The sequence below is a fragment of the Streptomyces sp. NPDC104226 genome (genome assembly GCF_055584085.1).
The window spans coordinates 436,687-463,193 of the sequence record NZ_JBVJMS010000003.1; the positions used below are offsets into that span (position 1 = coordinate 436,687).

At 72.5% G+C, this 26,507-nt stretch carries 22 protein-coding genes and 1 riboswitch; of the genes, 15 read left to right on the forward strand and 7 right to left on the reverse strand.

All coding sequences use genetic code 11. The annotated features are described in order from the left end of the window. Positions 1-24: 24 nt before the first annotated feature. The 7 genes from ACZ60J_RS11910 to ACZ60J_RS11940 all read left to right on the forward strand — a co-directional run bounded on the left by ACZ60J_RS11910 (position 25) and on the right by ACZ60J_RS11940 (position 9,076). Positions 25-684: an NADPH-dependent F420 reductase gene (locus ACZ60J_RS11910; protein ID WP_469680984.1), complete on the forward strand. Its 660-nt coding sequence runs from the start codon at positions 25-27 to the stop codon at positions 682-684. 98 nt (positions 685-782) lie between these two features. After that, positions 783-2,606: an AMP-dependent synthetase/ligase gene (locus ACZ60J_RS11915; RefSeq protein ID WP_469680986.1), complete on the forward strand. Its 1,824-nt coding sequence runs from the start codon at positions 783-785 to the stop codon at positions 2,604-2,606. A gap of 100 nt (positions 2,607-2,706) precedes the next feature. Next, positions 2,707-3,969 carry an ABC transporter substrate-binding protein gene (locus tag ACZ60J_RS11920; RefSeq protein WP_469680988.1) on the forward strand — a complete coding sequence of 421 codons (1,263 nt, stop codon included), beginning with the start codon at positions 2,707-2,709 and terminating at the stop codon, positions 3,967-3,969. A gap of 16 nt (positions 3,970-3,985) precedes the next feature. After that, positions 3,986-6,820, forward strand: coding sequence for an ABC transporter permease subunit (locus ACZ60J_RS11925; RefSeq protein WP_469680990.1), 2,835 nt, complete (start codon positions 3,986-3,988; stop codon positions 6,818-6,820). Next, positions 6,817-7,608, forward strand: coding sequence for an ABC transporter ATP-binding protein (locus ACZ60J_RS11930; protein WP_469680992.1), 792 nt, complete (start codon positions 6,817-6,819; stop codon positions 7,606-7,608). The genes ACZ60J_RS11925 and ACZ60J_RS11930 overlap by 4 nt, the downstream gene beginning before the upstream one ends. A gap of 171 nt (positions 7,609-7,779) precedes the next feature. Further along, positions 7,780-8,628 carry an aldo/keto reductase gene (locus ACZ60J_RS11935; RefSeq protein ID WP_469680994.1) on the forward strand — a complete coding sequence of 283 codons (849 nt, stop codon included), beginning with the start codon at positions 7,780-7,782 and terminating at the stop codon, positions 8,626-8,628. 7 nt (positions 8,629-8,635) lie between these two features. Continuing rightward, positions 8,636-9,076, forward strand: a complete 441-nt coding sequence (locus ACZ60J_RS11940; RefSeq protein WP_469680996.1) for an RICIN domain-containing protein — start codon at positions 8,636-8,638, stop codon at positions 9,074-9,076. A gap of 68 nt (positions 9,077-9,144) precedes the next feature. Here the strand turns inward: ACZ60J_RS11940 and ACZ60J_RS11945 are convergent, their stop codons facing one another. Further along, positions 9,145-9,909 (reverse strand): class I SAM-dependent methyltransferase, encoded by a 765-nt coding sequence (locus ACZ60J_RS11945; protein ID WP_469680998.1) that lies wholly within the window; start codon positions 9,907-9,909, stop codon positions 9,145-9,147. Positions 9,910-9,926: 17 nt separating this feature from the next. Further along, on the reverse strand, positions 9,927-10,232 hold the full coding sequence (locus tag ACZ60J_RS11950; RefSeq protein WP_382973195.1) for a 4a-hydroxytetrahydrobiopterin dehydratase: 306 nt from the start codon (positions 10,230-10,232) through the stop codon (positions 9,927-9,929). Between the two features lie 215 nt (positions 10,233-10,447). Between ACZ60J_RS11950 and ACZ60J_RS11955 the strand changes: the two genes are divergently transcribed. Further along, on the forward strand, positions 10,448-12,253 hold the full coding sequence (locus ACZ60J_RS11955) for a hydroxysqualene dehydroxylase (RefSeq protein WP_469681000.1): 1,806 nt from the start codon (positions 10,448-10,450) through the stop codon (positions 12,251-12,253). Positions 12,254-12,276: 23 nt separating this feature from the next. Beyond that, complete coding sequence (locus ACZ60J_RS11960) at positions 12,277-13,095, forward strand: helix-turn-helix domain-containing protein (RefSeq protein WP_469681002.1); 819 nt, start codon at positions 12,277-12,279, stop codon at positions 13,093-13,095. 19 nt (positions 13,096-13,114) lie between these two features. Here ACZ60J_RS11960 and ACZ60J_RS11965 read toward each other — a convergent pair whose 3' ends face one another. After that, entirely contained in the window at positions 13,115-13,537 is a 423-nt protein-coding gene (locus tag ACZ60J_RS11965) for a hypothetical protein (protein WP_469681004.1), read from the reverse strand. Positions 13,538-13,827: 290 nt separating this feature from the next. Here ACZ60J_RS11965 and ACZ60J_RS11970 point away from each other — a divergent pair, with 290 nt between their 5' ends. From ACZ60J_RS11970 to ACZ60J_RS11985, 4 genes are all read left to right on the forward strand, one after another. After that, the gene (locus ACZ60J_RS11970) at positions 13,828-14,904 is read left to right on the forward strand and encodes a hypothetical protein (RefSeq protein ID WP_469681006.1); all 1,077 of its coding nucleotides are present in this window, start codon (positions 13,828-13,830) and stop codon (positions 14,902-14,904) included. Continuing rightward, positions 14,901-15,461 carry a toxin-antitoxin system, toxin component gene (locus ACZ60J_RS11975; protein WP_469681008.1) on the forward strand — a complete coding sequence of 187 codons (561 nt, stop codon included), beginning with the start codon at positions 14,901-14,903 and terminating at the stop codon, positions 15,459-15,461. Before ACZ60J_RS11970 ends, ACZ60J_RS11975 begins: the two co-directional genes overlap by 4 nt. Before the next feature lie 103 nt (positions 15,462-15,564). Then, a complete protein-coding gene (locus tag ACZ60J_RS11980; protein WP_469681010.1) occupies positions 15,565-16,989 on the forward strand; it encodes an NAD(P)/FAD-dependent oxidoreductase in 1,425 nt (474 codons plus the stop codon). 7 nt (positions 16,990-16,996) lie between these two features. Further along, on the forward strand, positions 16,997-18,172 hold the full coding sequence (locus ACZ60J_RS11985; protein ID WP_469681011.1) for an MAB_1171c family putative transporter: 1,176 nt from the start codon (positions 16,997-16,999) through the stop codon (positions 18,170-18,172). Positions 18,173-18,209: 37 nt separating this feature from the next. Here ACZ60J_RS11985 and ACZ60J_RS11990 read toward each other — a convergent pair whose 3' ends face one another. Continuing rightward, the gene (locus ACZ60J_RS11990) at positions 18,210-19,736 is read right to left on the reverse strand and encodes a peptide MFS transporter (RefSeq protein ID WP_469681013.1); all 1,527 of its coding nucleotides are present in this window, start codon (positions 19,734-19,736) and stop codon (positions 18,210-18,212) included. Between the two features lie 136 nt (positions 19,737-19,872). Then, on the reverse strand, positions 19,873-20,763 hold the full coding sequence (locus ACZ60J_RS11995) for a bifunctional 5,10-methylenetetrahydrofolate dehydrogenase/5,10-methenyltetrahydrofolate cyclohydrolase (RefSeq protein ID WP_469681015.1): 891 nt from the start codon (positions 20,761-20,763) through the stop codon (positions 19,873-19,875). A gap of 28 nt (positions 20,764-20,791) precedes the next feature. After that, a riboswitch (ZMP/ZTP riboswitch) is annotated at positions 20,792-20,889 on the reverse strand. A gap of 90 nt (positions 20,890-20,979) precedes the next feature. Here ACZ60J_RS11995 and ACZ60J_RS12000 point away from each other — a divergent pair. Both ACZ60J_RS12000 and ACZ60J_RS12005 read left to right on the forward strand, forming a co-directional pair. Then, the gene (locus tag ACZ60J_RS12000; RefSeq protein WP_469681017.1) at positions 20,980-21,741 is read left to right on the forward strand and encodes a class I SAM-dependent methyltransferase; all 762 of its coding nucleotides are present in this window, start codon (positions 20,980-20,982) and stop codon (positions 21,739-21,741) included. Positions 21,742-21,953: 212 nt separating this feature from the next. After that, entirely contained in the window at positions 21,954-23,528 is a 1,575-nt protein-coding gene (locus ACZ60J_RS12005; RefSeq protein ID WP_469681019.1) for an RNA polymerase sigma factor, read from the forward strand. Positions 23,529-23,532: 4 nt separating this feature from the next. On the opposite strand, the gene ACZ60J_RS12010 is transcribed toward ACZ60J_RS12005, so the two are convergent. Both ACZ60J_RS12010 and ACZ60J_RS12015 read right to left on the reverse strand, forming a co-directional pair. After that, complete coding sequence (locus ACZ60J_RS12010; RefSeq protein ID WP_469681021.1) at positions 23,533-25,344, reverse strand: vWA domain-containing protein; 1,812 nt, start codon at positions 25,342-25,344, stop codon at positions 23,533-23,535. Further along, the gene (locus ACZ60J_RS12015; protein ID WP_469681022.1) at positions 25,341-26,402 is read right to left on the reverse strand and encodes an ATP-binding protein; all 1,062 of its coding nucleotides are present in this window, start codon (positions 26,400-26,402) and stop codon (positions 25,341-25,343) included. Before ACZ60J_RS12015 ends, ACZ60J_RS12010 begins: the two co-directional genes overlap by 4 nt. Between the last annotated feature and the right edge of the window lie 105 nt (positions 26,403-26,507).

The window sequence follows — 26,507 nt, forward strand, 5'->3', positions numbered from 1 at the left end:
AACGGAACGAGCAGGGGGACGCACGTGAAGATCGCGGTACTGGGGACCGGCGAGGTCGGGCAGCGGCTGGCGGGGAAGCTGGTCTCGGTCGGGCACGAGGTCACGATGGGGTCCCGTACGGCGGACAACGCCGATGCCGCCCGGTGGGCTGCCGGGACGGGAGGGGGCCACGGGACCTTCGCCGATGCCGCCGCCTCCGCCGAGCTCGTGGTCAACGCGACCGGCGGACTGGTCTCGCTCGCCGTGCTGGAGGCCGCCGGGGCCGGCAACCTCCGGGGCAAGACCGTCGTGGACGTCTCCAACGCGCTGGACTTCTCCGAGGGGTTCCCGCCCAGGGTGGTCACCCCGGACGGCCACAGCGTCGCCGAGCAGCTCCAGCGGGCGTTCCCCGAGGCGCGGATCGTCAAGACGCTGAACACCATGAACAACGCGGTGATGGTGGAGCCGAGCCGGGTGCCGGGCCACCACACCGTGTTCGTGAGCAGCGACGACGCCGACGCCAAGGCCGAGACCACCGCGCTGCTGCGCTCCTTCGGCTGGGCGCCCGAGCAGATCACCGATCTCGGCGACCTGTCGAGCGCCCGCGCCACCGAGGCCCTGATGGCGTTGTGGCTGCGCCTCTACGGGGTGCTCGGCCCGGTGGACTTCAACCTCTCCGTGGTCACGGCCCGGGAGCCGTCCTGAACGGACCACTGAGGAGGTCTTGTGCAGGTCTTCCTTCCGTGATCACTGGCGGGTAGGCGTGGGATAGCGTCGCCGCGCCGTACGGAGAGGAGCGGGCCTTGCAGGAGATCACCGTCCCACCCGTCGTCACGGGCTCGCCCGTCGGCGGCCTGGCCGATGCCGTCTTCCTGCACGCCCGCGAGGATCCCGGCCGGGTCGTGCTCGGCCGGAAGTCGGACGGGGTCTGGGGCGACGTGACCTCCGGCGAGCTGGCCTCCGAGGTGCTCGGGCTCGCCAAGGGGCTGCTGGCACAGGGCATCCGCTTCGGGGACCGGGTCGCGATCATGTCCCGTACCCGGTACGAGTGGACGCTCTTCGACTTCGCCCTGTGGGCGATCGGCGCCCAGCCGGTCCCCGTCTATCCCTCGTCCTCCGCCGAACAGGTGCACTGGATCCTCTACGACTCCGCGTGCACGGCCTGTGTGGTGGAGGACGAGGACCAGGCCATGACCGTCGGATCGGTGATCGAGCGGCTGCCGCGGCTGCTGCGGCTGTGGCAGCTGGACGCGGGCGCCGTGGACGGGCTCGTCCGGGACGGGCTCCAGGTCTCCGAGGACGTAGTGCACCGGCACCGCAGGGCGGTGACGCCCGACGCGACGGCCACCGTCATCTACACCTCGGGGACCACCGGCCGTCCCAAGGGCTGTGTGCTGACGCACGCCAATTTCATGTTCGAGGCCGACACGATGGTGACCCGCTGGGAGTCCGTCTTCCAGGCCGGTCCCGACGAGCAGCCGTCCACCCTGCTGTTCCTGCCGCTCGCCCACGTCTTCGGGCGGATGGTGGAGGTGGCGGCCGTCCGCGCCCGGGTGAAGCTCGGGCACCAGCCGGTGCTGGCGGCGGCCGAACTGCTGCCGGACCTGGCCGCGTTCCGGCCCACGTTCGTGCTCGGGGTGCCGTACGTCTTCGAGAAGGTCTTCGCCGCCGCCCGCCGCAAGGCCGAGACGGAGGGCCGGACGGGGCCCTTCGACCGGGCGGTGGACACGGCCGTACGGTACGCGCAGGCGCGGGAGCAGAAGGCGTTCGGCACCGGGCCCGGGCCCTCGGCGAAGCTGCGCGTGGAGCACCAGCTGTTCGAGAAGCTGGTGTACGGGAAGGTCCGCGAGGCACTGGGCGGCAGGGTGCGGTACGCCATGTCCGGCGGCTCCGCGATGTCGCGCCGGCTGGGGCTGTTCTTCGACGGAGCCGGGGTCACGGTCTTCGAGGGCTACGGGCTGACGGAGTCCTGCGCGGCGGCCACGGCGAACCCGCCCGGGGCCATCAAGTACGGCACCGTCGGGCGGCCGATCCCCGGCGGCACGGTGCACATCGCCGACGACGGGGAGGTCTGGCTGCACGGCGCGCACGTCTTCTCCGGGTACCTGAACGACCCGCAGGCCACGGAGGCCGTCCTGCGGGACGGCTGGCTGGCGACGGGGGACCTGGGGCGTCTGGACGCGGACGGGTACCTCACGATCACGGGGCGCAAGAAGGAGATCCTGGTGACCTCCAACGGCAAGAGCGTCGCGCCGGCCGCCCTGGAGGAGCGGGTCCGCTCGCATCCGCTCGTCTCCCAGTGCGTCCTGGTGGGCAACGACCGTCCGTACATCGCGGCCCTGCTCACTCTGGACATGGAGGGGGTCGCGCACTGGATGGCGATGCGGCGCCGCCCCCGGCTGTCGGAGGCGGAGCTGGTGCTGGACCCCGATCTGACGGCGGAGGTCCGCCGGTCGGTGGTGGCGGCCAACACCCTGGTCTCGCAGGCCGAGTCGATCCGTACGTTCCGCATCCTGGGCGAGCAGTTCAGCGAGGAACGGGGGCTGCTGACGCCTTCGCTGAAGCTGAAGCGGCGGGCCATAGAGAAGGCATACGCCAAGGAGGTGGAGGCCCTCTACCCGTCCTGAAACCGTTACCTGACGGATCGTCACTTTACTTGTCGTTGATATTGACGATGCGTCAGGTCACGCACAGAATGCGGGGATTCCGACCGGAGGGGATCCACACATGTTGCGCCCGATCCGCACCCTGGCCGCCGCAGCAGCGGCGCTCGCGCTCGTCTCCGCCTGCAACTCGGCCTCCAACAGCGCCTCCCCCGACAAGCCGGGATCCGCCGGCACCTCCCGCGGGGTGAGCGCCGACTCGATCAAGGTCGGCGGCATCGTGTCGATGACCAGCGCCAGCGGTTACAGCAAGAAGGACACCGACCTCGGAGCCAAGGCCCGCTACGCGAGAGCCAACGCCGAAGGCGGGATCAACGGCCGCAAGATCGACTACATCGGCGCCGAGGACGACGGGCAGGACCCCGCCAAGAACCTGGCGGCCGCCCGCAAACTGGTCCAGCAGGACAAGGTCTTCGCGGTCTCCCCCATGAGCTCGGTCACCTTCACCGGCGCCGACTTCCTGGAGCAGGAGAAGGTGCCCACCTTCGGCTGGGGCACGCTCCCCTCCTTCTGCGGACCCAAGCACATCTACGGGTTCAACGGCTGCCTCGTCCCCACCCCCGGCGGCACCATCAACCAGACCTGGCCCGAGGGGATCGGCAAGGTCCTCGGCGGCGCCCAGGGCAAGTCCGTCGCGATCATCGCCAACGACAGCGACGCCGGGAAATTCGGCGTGCGCACCTTCCAGCAGGGCTTCACCAGCGCCGGATTCACCGTCTCCTACGCCAAGGCCTCGGTGCCGGGCACCGCCGTGCCGAGCGACTGGTCGGCGTACGTCAAGGAGATCCTGGAGAGCAACGGCGGCAAGGCCCCGGACGCGGTGGTCTCCGTCATGCAGACCCCCAACAACATCGGGCTGTTCACCTCGCTCAAGCGCAGCGGATACAAGGGTCTGCTCTCCGACCCGACCGACTACGACCCGGGTCTGCTCGCCAAGGACGCCACCAAGCAGGCCCTCGACGGCGTGCACGTGCTGCTGCAGTTCGAGCCGTTCGAGTCGACGAACCCGAAGATGGCCCAGTTCAAGGCGGACATCAAGGCCGCCAACGGCGGGCAGGACATCCCGCTCAACATGCACATGATGACGGGCTACATGTCGGCCGACCTCTTCGTGTCCATCGCGCAGAAGGCCGGCAAGGACCTGACCGTCGAGTCCTTCCAGGCCGCCGCCCAGGGCTTCTCCGACACCGACACCCTCGTCGGCAACCGCGCGGAGCCCAAGGGCCAGAAGGACAGCTTCGGCTGCGGGGCGCTCGTCCAGCTGAAGAACGGCGCGTACGAGGTCTCCGTACCGTTCAAGTGCTACGAGCCCATCCCCTTCAAGTAGGGGCCGGGGAAAGCGAATGGGAGATCTGCTCGCCTTCGTACTGAGCGGTCTGGTGTCCGGCGCCCTGTACGCACTGCTCGCCACCGGGCTGGTGCTGTCGTACTCGGCGTCCGGGCTGTTCAACTTCGCGCACGGGGCCACCGCCTACCTGTGCGCGCTCACCTTCTACGAACTGCACTCCGGGCTCGGCTGGCCGGCCGTCCCGGCGGCGCTGCTGGTGGTCCTGGTGCTGGCGCCCGGGCTCGGGTGGGCGCTGGACCGGCTGATGTTCCGTCGGCTCGCGCAGGTCGGCGAGACCGCCCAGATCGTGGCCACCATCGGTCTGCTGGTGGCCCTGCCTGCGGCCGGGCTGTGGGCGGTCGAGCTCCTCACCGCCGCGGGAGCGCCGCTCAAGCCCGCGGAGAACCAGTTCGGGCTGCCGGGGGTGGGGCCGAGCCCCGCCACGTCCTGGCAGCTCACCGCGGACGTGGGCATCGACTCCGACCAGCTGATCACCTGGGTGGCCACGGCCCTGGTGGCGGTCGCCCTGTGGGTGCTGATGCGGCACACCCGGCTCGGGCTGCAGCTGCGGGCCGCCGTCGACAACCGCTCGCTCACCGAACTGCGCGGGATCGACGCCGACCGGCTGTCCTCGGTGGCGTGGATGATCGCCTCGGGGCTGGCCGGTCTGGCGGGGGTCCTCGCGACCCCGCTGCTGGGTCTGTCCGCCCACGACTTCACGCTGTTCCTCTTCGTGTCGGCCACGGCGGCCGTCATCGGACGGTTCGCCTCCGTCCCGCTCGCCTTCGCGGGCGGACTGGGGCTCGGCGTCCTGCAGAACCTGGTCGTCGGCTACGCGTCCTTCGCCGACTCCATCACCGGATTCAGGACGGCCGTTCCCTTCCTGATCCTGTTCGGCGGGCTGCTGGTGCTCACCCGGCGGGCCCGGGCGGCCGGGACCGCCGCCGTGGACACGGCCTCGCCCGACCATCTGGCCGGGGCCCCGTGGCGACGGCGGTGGGGGGTGTGGGCGGCGGGCGCGGTGCTGCTGTGCACGGCCTTCTACACCGTGACCACCCCGTTCTGGAGCGGGCTCCTGGCCCAAGGGCTCGCGCTGGCCCTGGTGTTCATGTCCTTCACCGTGGTCACCGGGCTCGGGGCGATGGTGTCCCTGGCCCAGGGCACCTTCGTGACCGGCGCCGCGCTGGTGGCCGGACTGCTCATGAGCCGCGGCTGGCCGTTCATCGCGGCGCTGGCGGTCGGCACCTGCGTGGCCGCGCTGCTGGGGGCCCTGGTCGCCCTGCCCGCGCTACGGCTCGGGGGGCGCTCCCTCGCCCTGGCGACGCTGGCCCTGGCCTTCCTCGCGGACCAGGTGCTCTTCCAGATGCGGTGGCTGCGCAACGGGGACTCCGGGTGGTCGGTGCCGCGGCCCGTCATCGGACCGGTGGACCTCTCCGACGACCGGGCCCTGGGGGTGGCGCTGGTGCTGCTGGTCGCCGCGGTCGCCGCCGGGCTGAGCGCGCTGCGGAGCTCCCCCTCGGGACGGGCGATGCTCGCCGTACGGTCGGCTCCCGCGGCCGCGATGGCCTCCGGGGTGTCCGTGCTGCGGACGAAGCTGCTGCTGTTCACGCTGTCGGCGGGGCTGGCCGGCTTCGGGGGCGTGATGTACGCCTCGTACAACACCCGGATCACCGCCACGGACTTCACGGCGATGACCGGGCTGGTGTGGCTGGCGGTGGTCGTCGCGGCGGGCGTGCGCAGGCCGCAGTACGCGGTGGTGGCGGGGCTGGTGTTCGCCGTCGCTCCGCGGGTGATGGCGGACTACGTGACGGAGTCGGCGCACCTGCCGGTGATCTTGTTCGGCCTCGCGGGGCTGGCGCTGGCCAACGACCCCGACGGGTACTGCGCGGCGATCCCGGTCCGGCGGGCCCGACGGCGGGCGGTTGCCCTGGCCGGAGCCCCGGGTGTCCCCCGAGGCGACCTCTCCGCCGAAGCCGAATCCGGGGTCGGGTCCGGGGTCGGATCCGCCGCCGTTCCCGCGGCCCGGGTCGGCGGTGGAGCCGGGGTCGGCCCTGCGGGGCTTTCCCCCACCCCGCCCCTTCCCGAAACCGGGCTCCGCCCGGACCCTTCGGGGGCTCCGCCCCCGGACCCCCGCTCCTCGAACGCCGGAGGGGCTGCATTCGCCGCCCTGGAGCTGCGCGGTGTCACCGCCGGGTACGACGGCGGGCTCGTGCTGCACGGGGTGGACCTCGTCGTGCGGCGCGGCGAGATCCTCGCGGTGCTCGGGCCCAACGGGGCCGGGAAGAGCACCGCCTGCCGGGTGGCGGCCGGGGCGCTGCCCGTCGCCGGCGGGACCGTCCGCGTGGCCGGCCGGGACGCCACCCGCGACGGCGCCGTGGGCCGGTCCCGGTCGGGGGTGCTGCTCGCGCCCGAGGGCCGGGGGATCTTCCCCGCGCTCAGCATCGAGGAGAACCTCTCCCTCTACCTGGGGGACCCGGGCGAACGCGACGCCGTCTACGACCGGTTCCCCCGGCTGCGCGAGCGACGCACCGTACCCGCCGGGTCGTTGTCCGGTGGCGAGCAGCAGATGCTCGCGCTGGCGCCGCTGTTGCAGCGGCCGCCCGGTGTGCTGATCGCGGACGAGCCCTCCCTCGGGCTCGCCCCGCGCGTGGTGGACGAGGTGTACGGGCTGCTCATGGAGCTCCGCGCCGCCGGCACCGCGCTGCTGCTGGTGGAGGAGAAGGCGGCCGAGATCCTCGGGATCGCCGACACCGTCGCCTACCTCTCGCAGGGCCGCGTCTCCTGGTGCGGCCCCCGCTCCGAGGTGGAGGAGGACCGGCTGACCGAGGCCTACCTGGGGATGGCGACATGAGCACGGGCGAAGCCCCGTACGGGGGGACGTACGTCCTGGAGGCCCGCGGCGTCAGTGTCCGGTTCGGCGGGGTCAAGGCCCTGACGGGGGTGGACCTCGGGATCCGGGCCGGCGAGGTGTGCGGGCTGATCGGGCCGAACGGGGCCGGGAAGACCACCCTGTTCGACGTGCTGTCCGGGATCCGGCGGCCCGACCAGGGCCGCATGCTGCTCGACGGGGTGGACGTCACCCGGCGCTCCCCCGTCTGGCGGGCCCGGCACGGGATGCGCCGGACCTTCCAGCGCCAGCAGTTGTTCGGGCAGCTCACTGTGGCCGACAACGTGGTCGTCGCGCAGGAGTGGCGGGGCGGGGGCGGCGGCCTCGCCGCCGACCTGGTCGCCTCGCCCACCCGCCGCCGCCGCGAGCGGGAGCGGCGGGAGCGGGCCGCCCGGGTGCTGGCCGACTGCGGCATCGGCACGCTCGGGGACGCGTACGCCGGCGGTCTGCCGGTGGGGCGGGCCCGGATGGTCGAGCTGGCCCGCGCCGTGGCCGATCCGCCCCGGGTGCTGCTCCTGGACGAGCCCGCGTCGGGCATGTCCGCGCCCGAACGCGAGCAGCTGGCGGCGGTCGTGCGCCGGCTGGCCGAGGAGGAGGGCTGTGCGGTGCTGCTGGTCGAGCACAACGTCGCCTTCGTGATGGACCTCTGCACCCGGGTGGTGGTCCTGGATCTGGGCGCCGTCCTCGCCGAGGGCACGGCCGCCGAGGTACGGGCCAACGCGCTGGTCCGGGAGGCGTACCTGGGGGCGTAGGAGCGCGTCGCTCCCCTTCCCGTTTCCGTTCCCGCCGTACGGATTCACCCGTACGGCGGGAATAGGCCACGCCGGAGGCCGGTTGTCGCCGGTCGTACGGGCCTGCGCGCCAGCGCCCGTACGACCGGCAGTCAGCACCCGCACCAGCGACGACCAGAGGGAACGACCGACGTGAACCAGGTCCCCGGCATCAAGCTCAACAACGGCACGCTCATGCCCCAGCTCGGCTACGGCGTCTGGCAGGTTCCGGACGACGAGGCGGAGCAGGCCGTCCGGACCGCGCTGGAGGCGGGCTACCGCAGCATCGACACGGCCGCCATCTACGGCAACGAGGAGGGCACCGGCAAGGCCATCGCCTCCGCCGGAGTGCCGCGCGAGGAGCTCTTCGTCACCACCAAGCTGTGGAACGGGAAGTCCGAGACCTGGGGCCGGGACAACGTGCTGCGCGAGTTCGACGCCTCGCTCGCCAAACTGGGCCTCGACGAGATCGACCTGTACCTGATCCACTGGCCGCGCCCGATGCGCGACGACTTCCTCGCCATCTGGAAGACCTTCGAGGAGATCGCGCGGAGCGGCCGCGCCAAGGCCGTCGGCGTGTCCAACTTCCGCCCCGCCGACCTGGAACGGCTCGGCGCCGAGAGCTCCCTGGTCCCGGCCGTGAACCAGATCGAGCTGCACCCGCTGCTCCCCCAGACCGAGCTGCGCGCCGTGCACGCGCGCCTGGGCATCGCCACCGAGGCCTGGTCCCCGCTCGGCCAGGGCAAGGAGCTGCTGACCCTGCCCGCCGTCACCGCGATCGCAGCCAAGCACGGCCGTTCGGCCGCGCAGGTGGTCCTGCGCTGGCACCTCCAGCTGGGCAACGTGGTGATCCCGAAGTCCGTGACCCCGGCGCGGATCCGGGAGAACCTCGACGTCTTCGGCTTCGAGCTGGACGCCGAGGACGTGGCCGCGCTGGACGCGATCGGCGCGGACGGGGCGGGCCGCCGGATCGGTCCCGACCCGGCCGAGTTCGACTACTGAGCCGCCGGTGAGCGAGCCGACGAGAGGGAGCCGGGCGCCCGACGGCGTGTACCGGATCCGCAATGCCGCGAGCGGGCTGCTGCTCCAGGTGGAGAGCGGCAACCGGGTCTGGGTCGGGCCGGACGGCGAGCCGGCCGCGGCCCGGCTGTGGGAGATCACCCCGGTGCACAGCGGCGGCGGGATCTTCCACCTGGTCAGCGTCCACAACGGCAAGCGGCTCGACGTGGCGAACGCCTCGACCGAGAGCGGCACCCGGGTCCAGGTGTGGAAGGCGAACGCCTTCGGGGCGCAGGAGTGGGTCGTGGAGGAGCACCTCGACGACCCCGGCGTGGTCTCCCTGATCGCCGCCATCAGCGGTCTGCCGCTGGAGGCGGACCCGGAGGGCCGGGCCCGGCAGTGCGAGGACTCCGACTCCCCGGCGCAGTGGTGGCGCCTGGAGCCCGCCTGAGGGCGGGGGCGGGGCAGGGTCGGCGGCTTCTCCGTCCCGCCCTGCTCCCGGCCCGCCCGTCGGGCCCGTCAGGCCCGTACGAAGGAGTGCAGCCGGTACGTCGGCTCCGCGCGCGGGGTGTCCGGTCCGGGCAGGAGTTCCAGCCGGTCCGCGAGTTCGCGCGGGGTGATCCCGCGCGGGTGGACCCGGGAGGCGTACCGCCCGGCGAGCAGCGCCTCCGCGGCCCCGCGCGGGGTGCGGCCCTGGCCGTGGCCGGTGAAGAGGGCTTCGCCCGCGGGGTGCAGGCCTACCGCGGCCGCGTGGCCGGTGACGGACTGGACGGAGTCGGCGGGGGTGGCGGTGAGGTGCTCGGCGAGCACCTCGTCGATGTCGCTGCCCACGTCGTGGGCGGCGTCCTTGTCGACGGTGGTGACGAACGTCCCGCCGGGCCGCAGCACCCGCCCGGCCTCGGCGATCACGGCGGCCACCAGCCCCGGCGAGCGCAGCAGGTGCAGCAGCCAGACCGCGGTGACGGCGTCGAGCGACCCGGTGCGGAAGGGGAGCCGGGTCCCGGAGGCGAGGAGGACCGGGATCCCCCGGGAGCGCGCCATGGCGGCCATCCCGTACGAGGTGTCCGCGCCGAGGACGCGCAGCCCCGGGCGGGCGGCGGCGATGCGGGTGGTGACGATGCCCGTGCCGCAGCCGAGGTCGAGCAGGGTGCCGGTGCCGGGCGGGAGCAGGCCGAGGACCGCCGCGGCGGCGGCCTCGGCGCGCGGGGCCCCGCCGCGGGTGGCGTCGTAGGCCTCGGCTTCGGCGTCGTAGTCGAGGAGCGGTCTCGGCGTGGGCACGGGCATCGGCGGAGCTTCCGGCATCAGGCGGCGCCGTGGGCGGGGGCCAGGGATTCGACGCGCTCGGCGAGGGTGAAGTCGGCGTCGGTGACGGCGTCTCCGGCGTCGTGCGTGTTCACCGAGAGGCGGACGGTGTTGTAGCCGAGCGTGAGGTCGGAGTGGTGGTTCAACTCCTCCTGCACCGCGGCGATGTGGCCGACCAGCGCGCTCGCGGCGAAGTGGCTGCCCAGCCGGTAGGTGCGGATGATGCGGTCGTCCTCGAAGGCCCAGCCGGGGAGTTCCCGCAGCCGGTCCTCGATCTCCTTCTGCGAAAGCGGCTCTCTCGACATCCGCAGGCTCCTTCCCCGTTCGCGACGGCCCGATTGACCTGACGTGGAGTCAAGGTTCCCACAGCTCAGGCTCCGGGGAAGGTTTCGCGCCATAGTGCGTGCGGGTACTTCCGCGCCTTCCGTGACAGGCGCGCCACCCCTATGCTCCTGCGCCGGACGTGACTGTTACCGCCGGTAATACCTTCGGGTGCCGACGATATCGAGGGAGCATCACCGTGACGCGCACAGGAAACTCCAGGCGCACGTTCATCGCGGGGGCCGCGGCCACCGCGGGCGGCTTATCGGCCGCCGGGAGCCTCGCGGCCCCGGCCGGGGCCGCCACCGGGCCCGCTCCGGCCACCCCGCGCGCCGCCGCGGCGGGCGGGCGCCGCGTGGCCGTCCTCGGCGGCGGGGTCGCCGGGCTCACCGCCGCCCACGAACTGGCCGAACGCGGCTACGCCGTCACCGTGTACGAGCGCCGGGCGCTCGGCGGCAAGGCCCGCAGCATGGACGTCCCCGGCAGCGCCCGGGGCGGGCGCCGACCGCTCCCCGCCGAGCACGGCTTCCGCTTCATCCCGGGGATCTACCACAACCTGCCGGACACGATGCGGCGCATCCCCTTCCCCGGCAACGCCAACGGGGTCTGGGACAACCTGGTGGCCCCGCGCGAGATGATGTTCGCCCGGGCGGCCGGCCGCGAGGACCTGCGCGCGCCGATCCCCTGGCCGGACCACTCCCCCGCCGAGCTGACCCCCGACGAGCTGCGCCGGGCCCTCACCGGCATCCTCCAGTCGCTGGTCCGCCTCCCGCTCCACGAGACGGCGTACTTCGTCGACCGCGCCCTGGTCTTCCTCACCAGCTGCGACGAGCGGCGCAACGAGCAGTGGGAGCGCACCCCTTGGTGGGAGTTCACCCGGGCCGCACGGATGTCGAGCGAGTACCAGCGGATCCTCGCCATCGGGGTCACCCGCAACATCGTGGCCACGAAGGCCGAGGAGGCCTCGACCCGTACGGTCGGCACGCTCGGCGAGGCCTTCGTCTTCAACCTGCTGGGCCGCGGCGCCGACGGCCCGCCGGACCGGATCCTGAACCTGCCCACCAACGAGGCGTGGATCGACCCGTGGGAGACCCATCTGCGGTCGCTGGGCGTGGAGTTCGCGATCGGCTGGACGGTGCGCGAGGTGCGGTACGGGGACGGCCGCGTGAGCGGGGTCCTCGTCGAGGATCCGGCCGGAGCCGTCCGGACCGTCACCGCCGACCACTACGTCAGCGCACTGCCCGTCGAGCACGCCCGCCGCACCTGGAGCCCGGCGCTGCGCGCGGCCGACCCGATGCTCGGACGGTGCGACCTGCTGCAGACGGACTGGATGACCGGCATCCAGTTCTACCTCACCGAGCGCGCACCCCTCGTCCACGGCCACCTCAACTGCATCGACTCGCCCTGGTCGTTGACGGCGATCCAGCAGGCCGAGCATTGGCCTTCGCGGGACTTCCCCGCCGACTACGGGGACGGCGCGGCCGTCGACTGCCTGTCGGTGGACATCTCCGAGTGGGACAAGCCGGGGATCCTCTACGGGAAGACGGCCAAGCAGTGCACCCGCGAGGAGGTCGCCCGCGAGGTGTGGGCGCAGCTGAAGGCCTCGCTCAACGACACCGGCAGGACGCTGCTGTCGGACGGAAAGCTGCACTCGTGGTTCCTGGACCCGGGGGTGGACGGAATCGGCACCCCGCATCCGACCAACCAGGACCAGCTGCTGATCCACCCGACCGGGACCTTCCACAACCGTCCGAGCGCGGGCACCCGGATCCCGAACTTCTTCCTCAGCGGGGACTACGTATCCGTCGACATCGACCTGGCGACGATGGAAGGGGCCAACGCCTCGGCCCGCGCGGCGGTCAACTCGCTTCTGGACCGGGACGGTTCGACGGCCGCGCGGTGCACGGTCCGGCCCCTGTACCGGGCGCCCGAGGTGGAGTCCGCGAAGCGGCACGACCGGTGGCGCTACCGTCTCGGGCTGCGGAACGTCTTCGACGTGGGGTGAACCGGCTGGGCTAACGTCATGGCATGACGAATGCCGAGCCATCGACGGTAGGCGCCCTGCTGCGCACCTGGCGGGAACGGCGCGGGCTCAGCCAGCTGGAGCTGGCGGGCCGCGCCGACTCCTCCTCCCGGCACATCAGCTTCGTGGAGACGGGGCGGTCCCGGCCGAGCGAGGAGATGGTGCTGCGGCTCGCGGACCACCTGGACGTGCCCGTCCGGGACCGCAACGCCCTTCTGGTGGCGGCGGGTTACGCACCCCGGTACGCGCACACCCCGCTGGACGCCCCCTCCATGGGGGTGCTGCGCGAGGGGTTGGAGCGGCTGCTGACCGGCTACGAGCCGTATCCGGCGCTGGTCGTGGACGCCACGTACGACGTGGTGGCCGCCAACCGCGGCATCCTGATGCTGCTGGAGGGGATGCCGGAGCACCTGCTGGCCGGCCCCCTCAACGCGATGCGGCTGACCCTGCACCCCGAGGGCCTCGCCCCCCGGATCCGCAATCTGCGCGAGTGGCGCGGACACCTGCTGGCACAGATGGAACGGCAGATCGCCCTGGCCCGTTCGGCGCCGCTGCGTGCGCTGTACGAGGAGGTGTCGGCCTATCCGGTGCCCGCGTCCGCGGACACCGGCGCGTACGGGCCGCAGGTGGACGCGGAGGCCGGGGCCGTCGCCTACCTCGCGCTCCCGCTCCTGATCGAACACGACGGGCACCTGCTCTCCTTCGTGTCCTCCATCTCCACCTTCAACACCCCCATGGACGTGACGGTCGCCGAGCTGGCCATCGAGACCCTCCTGCCTGCCGACCCGGCGACGGTGAAGTACCTGCGGTCACTGGCGCCCTGAGGGCACTGACCCCCTGAGGTCACCCGCGCCCCGAGCCCGCGCGCAGTGCGAGCTGCTGGAGGAGGGCGAAGGAGGCGACGGTGAGCGCCTGCGCCGGGATCCACACCGCCCCGGCGGTGGTGGGCTCGAACCAGACGACGAGGGCGACGAGGCTGAGCGCGGACCAGGCGTAGTTGCCTTCGATGACGAGCCTGACGGGGAAGACCGGGGGCTGCCGCCGCGCTGCCAGCAGGCCGACGCCGGCCCCGTAGAGGACCAGGAAGACCCCGAGCCCCAGCAGCAGCCCCTGGCCGACGCCGAGCAGCCGGCCAAGGGGCGCGGAGAAGGCGGCGTAGGCGAGCCCGTTGCCGGTGGTGACGACGGAGTCGAGGGCGAGGAACCGGCGCAGCGCGGTCTGCGGGACGGCGGTGCGGGCTACGGCGGTGAACAGGGTTGCGGACATGGCGGATCAGCCTCCGTCGAGGGTCGATTGCGCTGGTGGGGTACGGACGACCCGGGCCCCGGAGCCGAGTGCGCGGCCCCGGAACCCGATGCCCCCACTGTGCCGCCGGCCCCTCCGACGGGTCGATTACCTCCGACGTCATGGCCCCCCTCCGCCGGGCGGGGCCCCACCTTTTTTGAGCTGGACGGAAACAAAGGTGGGGGTACTCCTGTTCGGCCACGAAACGGGGGGATAGGCTTCACGCAGAGCAACCACATCCACCCTTCTCTCTGCTGACGGAGAAACGCCCGGTGAGAGCCGCCGACCGACCTGACCTCACCGCGGCCCGGGCCCGTGTCGTGGCGTCGGCGGAGCGACACGGCCAGGACCCGGCACGGGTGCTCGCCGTGGAGCGGCTCAGCCACCTGTCCGGGGTCGCCCCGGACCGCGTCCCCGCGGTGCTGGCGGGCACCGCCACCGAGCTGCCGCTCTGCGAGCGGGTGCACCAGCGCTTCCTGCGGCTGCGCGCCACCCGGCGCGACAAGCACGGCAGACAGTGGCCGCTCGCCGCGATCGCCGAGGACTTCGACGCCCCCGGCGCCTCCCTCGGCCCGCTCAACGCCGGCACCGGACTGCCCCGGCTCGGCCATGCGGCCGGCGTGCAGCGGTTCTTCGGGGTCTACCCCGGATTCCTGCTCGCCGACAGCAAGAGCGCGGTGGAGCGCGCCCTGGCCACCACCGCGCCCGCGGGCCGTGCGGAGGGCGCCGCGGACGACCTCGAACACCTGTCGTACCTCACCGGCATCACCCCGGAGGACATCCGGCTCACCCTCGACGGCACTCCGCCCCGGCTCCCGCTGAGGGAACAGGTGCGCCGCCGGTTCGAGCACCTGCGCCGCACCCGCCCCCGGGAGGACGGGCAGGCCCACTCCCTCTCCGCCATAGCCGAGTCCTTCTGCGCCTCGGGCCAGTCGCTGACCCGCCTCACCCAGGGCGAGGGGCTCCCCAATCTCGCGGCGGCCGCCGGGATCCAGCGCTTCTACGGGGTCGAGAGCGGCTTCCTGATGGCCGGGGACGCCGAGGCGCTGGCGACCTGCCTCGCCGGGATCGAGCGCGAACTGGAATCCGCGCAACGGCCCGCCGAGAACCCGATGCTCGCCGTGATGCGGGCGCACGACGTGCGCAGCATCGTGACCCGGGCGGGCCGGCTCTCACCGGACGGCTGGAAGTCGCTGGCGGACCACCTGGACGATCTGCTCGCACGAGAGGGCCAGTACGGCCATGCGGCCCACCCCGGCCGCACGACCGGCCCGGGACGGCCCGCCCCACCGGGCCCGCCGCACCGTACCGACGACATCGACGAGAGTGCCGAAGGGGAGGCTCCATGAGGACCACACGGGCCATGCGCGAGCTCGGCGCCGATCTGCTCGCGGCGGCGGGTCTGACTCCGTGCACGGACGCCCCCGGCATCATCGCCGGCCTGTGCGCCGCCTACGGGCGCGGCCGGGGCCGGCCGGTGCTCTTCCGGTTCGCCTCCTTTCCCCCTGATACGGCCAGCGGGCTGTGGCTGGCGATGGAGGACCGGGACCTGCTCGTCATCGAGGAGCGCACCCGGCCGGAGCACCAGCTCGTCATCGCCTGTCACGAGCTGTGGCACCTGGACGAGGGCACCTGCGACCAGCACGGCCAGGGCATGGCCGTGGCCGCCCGGCTGACCGGCCGGGGCAGCGGTCTGGCGGAACTGCTGCACTCCGAGGAGGGACTGAGCACGGTGCTGCGGCAGGCGGCCGCCCGGGCCGACGGCAGCGATCCCGCGGAGATCCGGGCCGAGACCTTCGGACTGCACCTCGGAAAGATCCTCAAGACCTTCCTGCCGCCACCGCGGGAGGAACAGGCACCCGAGGCGATCGAGCGCATCAAGACCTCGTTCGGCTGTGGACGTTGAGCGGGCCCCGGCCCACGCCTCCGGCGGCTGACCACCGCCCTCCCGCCGACGCACCTACTCCGCCGATGCGCACGCGCACGGCCCTGACAGAGAGCACCACACGATGACCCATTCCTCCCCGCCCCGCCACGCCGTCGTCATCGGGGGCAGCATGGCCGGCCTCCTGGCGGCCGCCGTCCTCGCCGAGCACGCGACGGTCACCATCATCGACGCGGACACCCTGCCCGAACTCCCGGAGCCCCGGCGCGGACTGCCGCAGGCCCGGCACGTCCACGTCATGTGGTCGGGCGGCGCCCGCGCCATCGCGGACATCCTGCCGGGCATCATGGAGGACTGGACGCGGGCGGGCGCGATCCGCCGCAGCCTGCCCACCGACCTGGTCACGAAGACCGCCCAGGGCTGGATCCCCCGGTACGGGGAGAAGCAGTTCAACGTCTCCTGCAGCCGTGACCTCCTCGACTCGGTGGTCCGCGCCCGGGTGATCGCCCTGGAAGGGGTCAGCACGCTCCAGCGCAGCCGGGTCCGCTCCCTGGAGGGCACCGCCGCGCGGGTCACGGGTGTCCGGGTCGACACCCCGGAGGAGGAGGGCCGGCTGGTCACCGCCGACCTCGTGGTGGACGCCAGCGGCCGCGGCTCCCGGGCCCGCGCCTGGCTCCAGACCCTCGGTGTGGGCGACATCCGGCAGGCGGAGGTCGACTCCGGCCTGGTCTACGCGACCAGGATCTTCGAGGCCCCCGCCGGGGCCCACGCGATGGGCTTCCCCATCGTCAACGTCCAGTCCGACCCGCGGGTCCCGGTGCCCGGTCAGACCGCGACCATCGTCCCCATCGAGAACGGCCAGTGGCAGGCGACCCTGTCGGGGACCCGGGGCGGCCAGCCCACCTCCGACCCCGACGCGTTCATCCCGTTCGCCAAGGGCATCCGCGACCCGATCGTCGGCGAGCTCCTGGAGGGCAGGAAGCCGTTGACCGACGTCTCCGTCACCCAGGGCACCGCCAACCGCCGGGTCCTCTTCGAGAAGGCCGACCTCCCCGACGGCTTCTTCGCCGTCGGCGACTCGGTCGCCACCTTCAACCCGCTCTACGGCCAGGGCATGACGGTCGCGGCCCGGGGGCTCCTCGCCGTCCGCGCCCTGCTGCGCTCCAAGGGGGGCCTGGCCCGGCCCGGCATCGGCATGGAGGCACAACGCGCCCTGGCCCCGCAGGTGGCCACCGCCTGGGAGCTCGCCACCTCGCAGGACATCCTGTACCCGGGCGCCACGGGCATGGATCCCCGTACCGGCGCCGGCCTGCTCAACTCCTACGTCTCCCGGCTGATGACCGGTGCCACCACCCGGGAGGAGCTGACGACCGCCTTCCTGGAGGTCATCACCATGAGCAGCCCGCCCACCCACTGGGTCAAGCCTTCCGTGGTGTGGCAGGTCCTGCGCGCCTCCGAGCGGGGTGCGCTCAAGGCCCCGCCCCTGACCGCCGCGGAGCGGAGCGTCGCGGGACTCGACCAAGAGGCCGACCCCGTCCAGGCCCGCTAGCCGCCCGATGACGGACGGGCTCATCCTCTACGTGCCGGGGTTCGTGATCGTCCTGGCCCTGGTCATCAAGGCTCCGACGCTGCGGAACGGCTGGGACCAGCCGTTGATGCGTGCCGTGTGCACGCTGCTGGTCGTCGCCTCCCTCGCCATGTTCCTGTCCGGGCCGCCGACGATCGCCGCGGTCAACCGTCTGACCGGTGTCGTCAACTTCTCCGCCCCGCTGGTCTACAGCATGCTCACCGCGTTCTCGGCGGCGTGCATCGTGCTGATCCTGCACTGGGGCGGCGGTCCGACCCCGGGCGTCCTGCGGGCCACCCGGATCACGGTGGTGGCGTACGGCGCCGTCGTGGTGGCGATCGTCTTCCTGTTCGTCATGGGGGACGCTCCGGTGGAGCGCCTGCGGGACCTGGACACGTACTACGCCAACACCCCGTGGATGCGCGAGATGATCGCGCTCTACCTGACCGCCCACGCCGTCGGCAGCACGGCGCTGTCGCTGCTGTGCTGGAAGTGGCTGCGGCGCGTGGACCCGGCGCTGCGGGCGCTGCGCACCGGGCTGGCGCTGCTGATGTCCGGCATGGTCATGGACCTGGGCTATCTCGTCGCGAAGTGGGCCGCGGTCGGAGCCCGCTGGTCGGGCCGGAACTGGGACGGGCTGTCCACCTCCCTCGCGCCGCCGCTGGCCTCCGCGGCGGCCCTGCTGCTCGGGATCGGGTTCATCGTGCCCCTGGTCGGCGAATCGGCCGCCTGGCGGGACTTCAGCCAGTACCGCCGGCTGAGGCCGCTCTGGAAGGCCCTGCACGGCTTCGCCGCGTCCAGTGTGACGACGGTGCCGCTGACCTGGTGGTCGCCGGTCGGGATCCGGCTGATCCACCGGGAATCGGTGATCGACGACGGGCTGCTGGCCCTCGCCCCCTGGTTCGACCCCGACGTCCGGGGCGAGGCCTACGAGGCCGCGCTCGCTCAGGGCCGGTGCGAGCAGGACGCCGCCCTGGTCGCGGACGCCGCCGTACTCGCCGCCGCCTGCCAGCGCCGGACCGCCTCCGGCCGGGTGGAGCCGGGCCCGGACGCCGGCCCCGCCGAGCCCTGCCGCCTCGGCGCCCGGCCGCTGACCGAGCTGGCCCGGGAGTTCCACACCTCGCCCGTCGTCGCGGAGGCTCGCCGCCGAGCCGCCCGGGCCTGAGGGGCGGGCCCCGGGCTGCGCCCCGGGCCCTCTTCGGTCAGGCCGCGGCCACCACCGCCTCGCGGGCCGCGGCGGCCTCGCCCGTCAGGGCCTTGAGCCGCTTGGTGAACAGGACCATCACCGCGCCGGCCGCGATGACCATGGCGCCCTGCCACAGGAAGTTCCAGCTCTGGCCGATGACCGCGTCGAGCCGGGGCAGCTGGGCGCCGATCGCGTCGCCGGTGGCGGCGGCGAGGAACCAGACGCCCATCATCTGGTTGGTGAAGGCCCGCGGGGCGAGCTTGGTGGTCACCGAGAGGCCCACCGGGCTCAGGCACATCTCGCCCATCACCTGGATCACGTACACGCCCACCAGCCACATCAGGGAGACCTTGACCCCGCTGGAGGCGATGGCCGCGGCGCCCGACATGACCACGAAGGAGGCGCCGGTCAGCAGCAGGGCCAGGCCGAACTTGAACGGGGTGCTCATGTGCTTGCCCCGGCGCACCCAGAAGGCGGCGAAGACGGGGGCCAGGATGATCACGAACAGCGAGGGCAGGGACTGGGTCCAGCTCGCCGGGATGTGCCAGCCGAGCAGGGACAGGTCGGTCTTCTGGGCGGCGAACATGTTCAGCTCGTTGCCCATCTGGTCGTAGACCAGCCAGAACAGCGTGGCTGCCAGGAAGAGCCAGACGTAGGCCCGCAGCCGGGTCTTCTCGACCCGGTCGATCTTGGGACTGCGGTACATCGAGAGCAGCACGCCCGCCGGGACCACCACGGCGACGACCGTCAGCACGAAGGTGATGTTGTCGATGCTCAGCGCGTGCGAGGCGGCCAGCAGGGTGACCAGCACGGCGGTGAAGACCAGGCCGTACGCGGAGGACTTGCCCACCTTGGCCCGCTCGGCCGGGGTGAGCCGGACCACGGGCTCCGCGCGCAGCTGCTCGGTCAGGCGCCGGCCGCCCAGGACGTACTGGACCAGGCCGAGGGCCATGCCGACGGCGGCGGCGCCGAAGCCGAGGTGCCAGTTGACCTCCTCGCCGAGGTAGCCGACGACGAGCGGGGCGATGACGGCGCCGAGGTTGATGCCCATGTAGAAGATCGAGTAGCCGGCGTCGCGCCGCTGGTCGTCGTCGGCGGCGTACAGCCGGCCGACCAGCGCGGAGATGTTCGGCTTGAGCAGGCCGGTGCCGATGACGATGAGGACCAGGCCGGGCCAGACGAAGACCGGGTTCGGGACGGCCATCAGGACGTGGCCGGCCATGATGACCACGCCGCCCCACAGGACGGCCCGGCGGGCGCCGAGGAACCGGTCGGCGATCCAGCCGCCGGGCAGCGCCAGCAGCGAGATCATGGCCATGTAGACGCCTTCCACGGCCTCGGCGGTGCCCTCGTGGAGGCCCATGCCGCCGTGGGCGCGGGAGGCGGCGAGGAAGTGCACGAGGATGGCGACCATGCCGTAGAGGCTGAAGCGCTCCCACAGCTCGGCGAGGACGAGGGTGGCGAGCCCGCGCGGGTGGCGCTTCCCGCCGGCCGCCGCCGCGTCCGGTGTCGCACCTGCTGCCGGGGGCTTCTGCATATCCATCGAAGGCTTCACATATTCAGTGGATCCCCGGAGCCCCGGACCCGGATCCGCCTTTCGGCCTGTTACCGCGGGAAACGCAGCGCCCCGGACCGAAGGGCCCGGGGCGTTCGTCGTACCGAGGGGGGCGCGGTGCGGGTCAGAGGTCCGCGAGGGTCAGCCCGGCCTGGGCGGCGGCGGCCTGGACGGTCTGCTCCAGCAGCACCGCGATGGTCATCGGGCCGACGCCGCCCGGGACCGGGGTGATCAGCGAGGCGCGGGCGGCGGCCGACTCGAAGTGGACGTCGCCGACGTTGCCCTCGTTGTAGCCGGCGTCCAGGACCACGGCGCCCGGCTTGATGTCCTCGCCGCGGATGAACTCGGCCTTGCCGACGGCCGCGACCAGCACGTCCGCCTGGCGGACGATGGAGGGCAGGTCCACGGTGCGGGAGTGGCAGTAGGTGACGGTGGCGTTCTGCTCCAGGAGCAGCATGCCGGCCGGCTTGCCCAGGATCGCGCTGCGGCCGACGACCACGGCGTGCTTCCCGGTCAGGTCCACGTCGTAGGCCTCCAGCAGCCGCATGATGCCGCCGGGGGTGCAGGAGACGAAGCCCGGCAGCCCGAAGCCCATGGCGGCGAAGGAGTGCATGGTGACCCCGTCGACGTCCTTGCCCGGGGCGATGGCCTCGAAGGCGGCGCGCTCGTCGATGTGGTGCGGGACCGGGTGCTGGAGCAGGATGCCGCTGATCTCCGGGTCCTCGGAGAGCGCGGTCAGGGTGGAGACGAGCTCCTCGGTGGTCGTCGCGGCCGGCAGCTCCACGTGGCGGGAGGTGATCCCGGCCTTGGCGCAACGGTTCTGCTTCATGCGGACGTAGGTGACGGACGCGGGGTCCTCGCCGACCAGCACGGTCGCCAGGCAGGGGGCCGTTCCGGTGCGCTCGGTGATCTTCGCGGCGTACTCGGCGGTCTGCTCGGAGATGCGGCGGGCGAGGGCGGTGCCGTCCATCAGCGTGGCGGTCCGTGCCTGCTGGGCGGTCGTCTGGGTGGTCATGGGGGCTCCTGGGCGTCGCTGCGGGATCGCGGTTCGCCCAGGCGCGCGGCAGTCGACGTACGGGATGCGGCACGCCGGGCCGCTCCCCGGTGGTGATCCACCCGAACGCCAGTCACGGCCCGCCGCAAGTGTAAGCGAACCCGTGCGGAGCCCGGTGTGCGCCCCGGTCCGGGGAATCCGGTGGATGACCGGCGCCGGACCTGGGACGATCGAGACATGACGCGCACTTTCGACCATCTCGTCGCCGAAGCGGAATCCGTCTCCGTCGACGGCTGGGACTTCTCCTGGCTCGACGGCCGCGCCACCGAACAGCGCCCCTCCTGGGGCTACCAGCGCCTCCTGGCACGGCACCTGGCACAGGTCGACTCCGCCCTGGACATCCAGACCGGCGGCGGAGAAGTGCTCGCCGGAGCCGGGCCCCTGCCCCGGCTGACAGTGGCCACCGAGTCATGGCCGCCGAACATCGACAAGGCGACAAAGCTTCTTCACCCACTGGGCGCGGCGGTGGTCGCGGACTCCGACGAGCCGCCGCTGCCGTTCGGCGACGGGGCCTTCGACCTCGTCTCCAGCCGGCATCCGGTGACGATCTGGTGGGAGGAGATCGCGCGGGTGCTGAAGCCCGGCGGCACGTACCTCTCCCAGCAGGTCGGCCCGGCGAGCGTTTTCGAGCTCGTGGAGTACTTCCTCGGCCCGCAGCCGGAGGAGGTCCGGCGGGGCCGGCACCCCGACGACGCGGTCGCCGCGGCCACGAAGGCGGGACTGGAGGTGGTGGATCTGCGGTCCGAGCGGCTGCGGACGGAGTTCCACGACATCGGAGCCGTGATCTACTTTCTGAGGAAGGTGATCTGGATGGTGCCGGGCTTCACGGTCGGGCAGCATCGGGACCGGTTGCGCGAGCTGCACGAACAGATCGAGCGCGAAGGCCCGTTCGTCGCACACACTGCCCGATTTCTCATCGAGGCCCGCAAAACGGGCTGACAAATCGGGCGGACGCGACCACCCGCGACCGGCCTCCCGGTCACGGCGTGGCGCAGGTCACTCAATTCAGCGCGTAACGAATCTACTCGGGCATGCGATGAACCGACAGGTGTCCTCGTGCGGCCCGGAATACAGACCCCCCTCGGGTCTGTTTCCCGAGTTCGCGCGATGATGTCCCGCCACCCTTATTTGTTCGCAACGAGAGGCTCCTTGTGTCGCTCAGCCCGTCCCGTACGTTCCCCACGGAGATCGCCGAATCCGAGGCCCTGGTCGCGCTTGTCGAGCGCGGCCGCGAGCAGGGTCACATCAACGGTGATGACGTGCGCCAGGCCTTCGAGGCCGGCCGCATCCCGGTGGACCAGTGGAAGCGGGTCCTGCGCAGCCTGAACCAGGTCCTGGACGAGGAGGGCGTGGCACTGCACGTCAGTGCCGCCCCCGCCACGAAGGCTCCCGCCAAGAAGGCGCGCAAGGCGGCCGCCGCCCCGGCGCGCACCGTCGCCAAGAAGGCTGCCGCCCCGCCGCGCCTCATCGGTGCGCGCAAGACGGCCGCCCCCACCCCCGCCGCGGCGATATCCGACCCGTCGGCCTCCGGGACCGAGGAGGAGGTGGCGGCCGAGGCCGCCGCCGCGCCGAAGAAGCGGACGGTCAAGAAGACCGCCGCGAAGAAGACCGCCGTGAAGAAGACGGCTGCCACCAAGAAGACCGCCAAGGACGGCGACGAGGCCGAGGCCGCCGTTGCCGAGGGCGAGGACTGGGCAGCCGAGGACCTGGACGAGGGCGACGAGAAGGAGGCGCCCAAGACGGGCGGCAGCGCCGGCTTCGTCCTGTCCGACGACGACGAGGACGACGCCCCGGCGCAGACCGTCATGGTCGCCGGTGCCACCGCCGACCCCGTCAAGGACTACCTCAAGCTCATCGGCAAGGTGCCGCTGCTCAACGCCGAGCAGGAGGTGGAGCTCGCCAAGCGGATCGAGGCCGGTCTCTTCTCCGAGTACAAGCTCGAAGAGGAGGAGGACCACAAGCCCACGTTCAAGCGCGAGCTGGAGATCCTCGTCGAGGACGGCCGCCGGGCCAAGAACCACCTGCTGGAGGCCAACCTCCGTCTCGTGGTCTCCCTGGCCAAGCGCTACACCGGCCGCGGCATGCTCTTCCTGGACCTGATCCAGGAGGGCAACGTCGGTCTGATCCGCGCCGTGGAGAAGTTCGACTACACCAAGGGCTTCAAGTTCTCCACGTACGCGACCTGGTGGATCCGGCAGGCGATCACGCGTGCCATGGCCGACCAGTCCCGCACGATCCGCATCCCCGTCCACATGGTCGAGATCATCAACAAGCTGGCCCGTGTCCAGCGCCAGATGCTCCAGGACCTCGGCCGGGAGCCCACTCCGGAGGAGCTGGGCAAGGAACTCGACATGACCCCCGAGAAGGTCATCGAGGTCCAGAAGTACGGCCGCGAGCCGATCTCCCTGCACACCCCCCTGGGTGAGGAGGGCGACAGCGAGTTCGGTGACCTCATCGAGGACTCCGAGGCGGTCGTGCCGGCCGACGCGGTCTCCTTCACCTTCCTCCAGGAGCAGCTCCAGTCCATCCTGGGCACGCTCTCGGAGCGCGAGGCGGGCGTGGTCTCCATGCGGTACGGCCTCAACGACGGCCAGCCGAAGACCCTCGACGAGATCGGCCGCGTGTACGGGGTCACCCGTGAGCGCATCCGCCAGATCGAGTCGAAGACCATGTCGAAGCTCCGTCACCCGTCGCGCTCGCAGGTGCTGCGCGACTACCTCGACTAAACCTTCAGGTCAGTCGGAAGACCGGCCCCTTGGGTGTGAACGGCAGGGAGGCACCCTGCGGAACCAGGAAGGCGTGCTCGCGCCGGATCCGCAGGGTGTCGCACTCCCCGTCCGTGATCACCAGCAGGGGGGCTCCGGGCGGGAAGTCCTCCGCCCGGAGCAGCATGTCGATGCCCGGTTGCAGGACGGTCCCGCCCCGGCCGCGCACCCTCACCCGGCCCGCGATCTCGGTCGGGGGCAGATAGCCCGCGTCGTACGGCGCCGCGTCGCAGAACACGACGCGTGCCGCCGGTACGTCGCGGGCTTCCGCGTACGAGGCGATGGCGCCCAGCGCCTTGCCGAGCAGGGCCGCGTTCATGGAGCCCGAGGTGTCGAGCACCACCCCGAAGGTGCAGCGGGCGATCTCCTCGGGCGGGAAGTAACGGCCCGCACGGGGGATGTCCGGGGTCGACGCCTGGCGGCGTGCCGGGCGGGCGTAGGACCGTACGGGCACGGGACGCGGCACGAACTCGTCGAACCAGCGGGCGAGCCGGGCGTCCCACGGCACCGGCGGGTGGGCCAGGGCCCGGATCTCCTGGATCAGCCCGGCGGGCAGCAGCCCGCGCTCCCCGTATTCGTGCAGGTCGAAGCCCTGGACCAGGCCGCGGCGGTAGAAATCGTCCAGGTCGGAGTACGGGCCGCTGCCGGGGTGGGGCAGCGGCTCGCCCAGGATGTCCCCGCGGCCCTTGCCGCGCAGGGTCGCGAGCCGGCGCATCCGGCGCAGGTCGGTCGTGATCCGGTCGTAGACCTCCTCGACGGACAGGTCCTGCAGCGCGGAGTCGTACAGCAGTCCCTCGGGCATCTCGCCGACGTCCATGGCGACGAGCCAGCCGTTGACCACGTAGTCGGCGGCCACGTTGTGCAGGTACGGGTCGCGGGCGCCGCGGCGCTCCCCGTGGCGCAGGGCGGCGTGCAGCATCTCGTGGGCCAGGACGAACCGCCATTCCCCGTCGGTGAGGCCGCGCAGCGGATTGACGTAGATCTCCCCGGCGCTCGCGCTGACGGCGGCGATGTCGATGCCCTGGGCCCGTGCCAGCTCGGCGTCGGCGACGATCTTCAGGCCGCTGGCGAGGCCGCCGAGCAGCGGGTACGAGGAGACGAACCAGTTCAGTGCCCGGTCCCAGGGATGCTGTCGCACCCGCTCCCCCGTGACCCGGTCGCGGCGGCCGCCGGCCACGTCCATGGCGGCCGAGACGCTGCGGGTCAGGGCGTGCGCGAAGGCGGTCTCCCAGTCGGGGGGCGGCGCGCTCCCCCAGCTGCGCCAGACCGTCAGGACCTGGTCGGGGTGGTCCCCGGCGGTGCCGCAGTGCTCGTACGCCGCCGGGATGCCGTCGCGGCGCCAGCGGGCGGCGAGGAGTTCCTCGTCGCCGCCGGGGTACTCGGCGGGGAGGTGGTCCGGGGCCCGGCCGACGGGGAAGGTCAGCAGGAAGCGGTTGACGACGGTGCAGCGGGCGGCGAGGTCGAAGCGGTCGGGCTGGGGCCGGTCCGCCTCCTTGGCGGCGGGGACGTGGCCGAAGCCGAGGTGGAGCAGGGCGTGGGCGATCGTCCACGCCCACTCCTTCGGGTCGGCGCGCCGGGTGGGGTGGACGTGGATCGTGCCGTTCGAGGTCACGGCGGCCAGGCCCCCGGCCGGGGTGGACTCGCACGTGGCCTGGCGGCAGACGTCCGCTTCGACGGCGGCGAGGGCCGGGTTCCGCTTGACCAGGGCGAGGCCCTCTCCGAAGGCCTGCGTCGCGGGGTCGGGCTTGGCCTCCTTGCCGCGTCCGCCGCGGCTCATCGGCGGGCCTCGACCAGGCGGGGCATGTCGCGGGCGGCCTCGATCAGGAACCAGCCGGGCAGCACGGGCAGTCCGTCGGCATCGTCGGCGATGACGGTCTGGGCGACCTCGACGGAGATCTCGGCGAGCTGCACGAGCAGGGACTTGGCGCGGTACGCGGTCTGCCGGACGGCGGGAGACACGTGTTCGCGCTGCGCGGGCAGCTCCTTGATCAGCCGGCCCCGGAAGGCCTCGGCGAGGTAGTACAGGAGGTCGCGGTCGGCGAGGCGGGTGGGCCAGGAGGCGTCGCCCTTGATGATCGCCTCGATGCCGAAGCTGTGGCGGACGATCTTCGCGTAGCCGCAGAAGGAGACGGCGTGCGCGGGGGTGAGGGTGCCGTGCGCGACGACCTTCAGGGTCTGCTCGTCCAGGCCCGGCCCGAAGGAGTGCAGGGCGTCGGACAGCATGTGCCAGGAGCGCGGGGTGGAGAACGGCTCCTCCGTCTTGGGCGGCTGCGACCACAGGTGGTCGGGCCGGTCGGTGAGGTAGTCGGTGACCCACGGGTGGATGCCGTGCTCGCCGGCCCAGACCAGCCAGTCCCCGGCCGAGGCGTTCAGGTGGACGTGCGTGAGCCGGTTGACCAGCGCGGAGGCGATGGGCCGGGCCAGGGCGTTGTCGGTGGCCCGGTTGCCCGCGCCGATGACGATGGAGCCCGCGGGCAGCTCGTAGGAGCCGATGCGCCGGTCGAGGATGAGGGAGTAGAAGGCCTTCTGCACGTCGGGTCCCGCGGCGTTGAGCTCGTCGAGGAACAGGCAGTACGGCTCCGCGCGGGCGATGGCCTCGGGCGGGCAGAACACCGAACGCCCGTCACGGATCTGCGGTACGCCGATCAGGTCCTCGGGGGCGAGCTGGGTACCGAGCAGGCTCACGCACTCCAGCCCCAGCGAGTCGGCGAACTTCCGCACGAGGGAGGACTTGCCGATGCCGGGTGCTCCCCAGAGGAACACGGGGCGCACGGTGGCGAGGCCGAGGAGCAGATCGGGGAGCTGGGCGGGGGTGACGGTGACGGCTGCCTGCACGGGCGGGGATGTCCTTAGGGGTACGGGTTACGAGGTACCGGCCCGGGTCCGGGTACGCGGTGCGCCCAGTGTGGGCGCACCGTGTGTCCCGGAGCATCCGGTTTT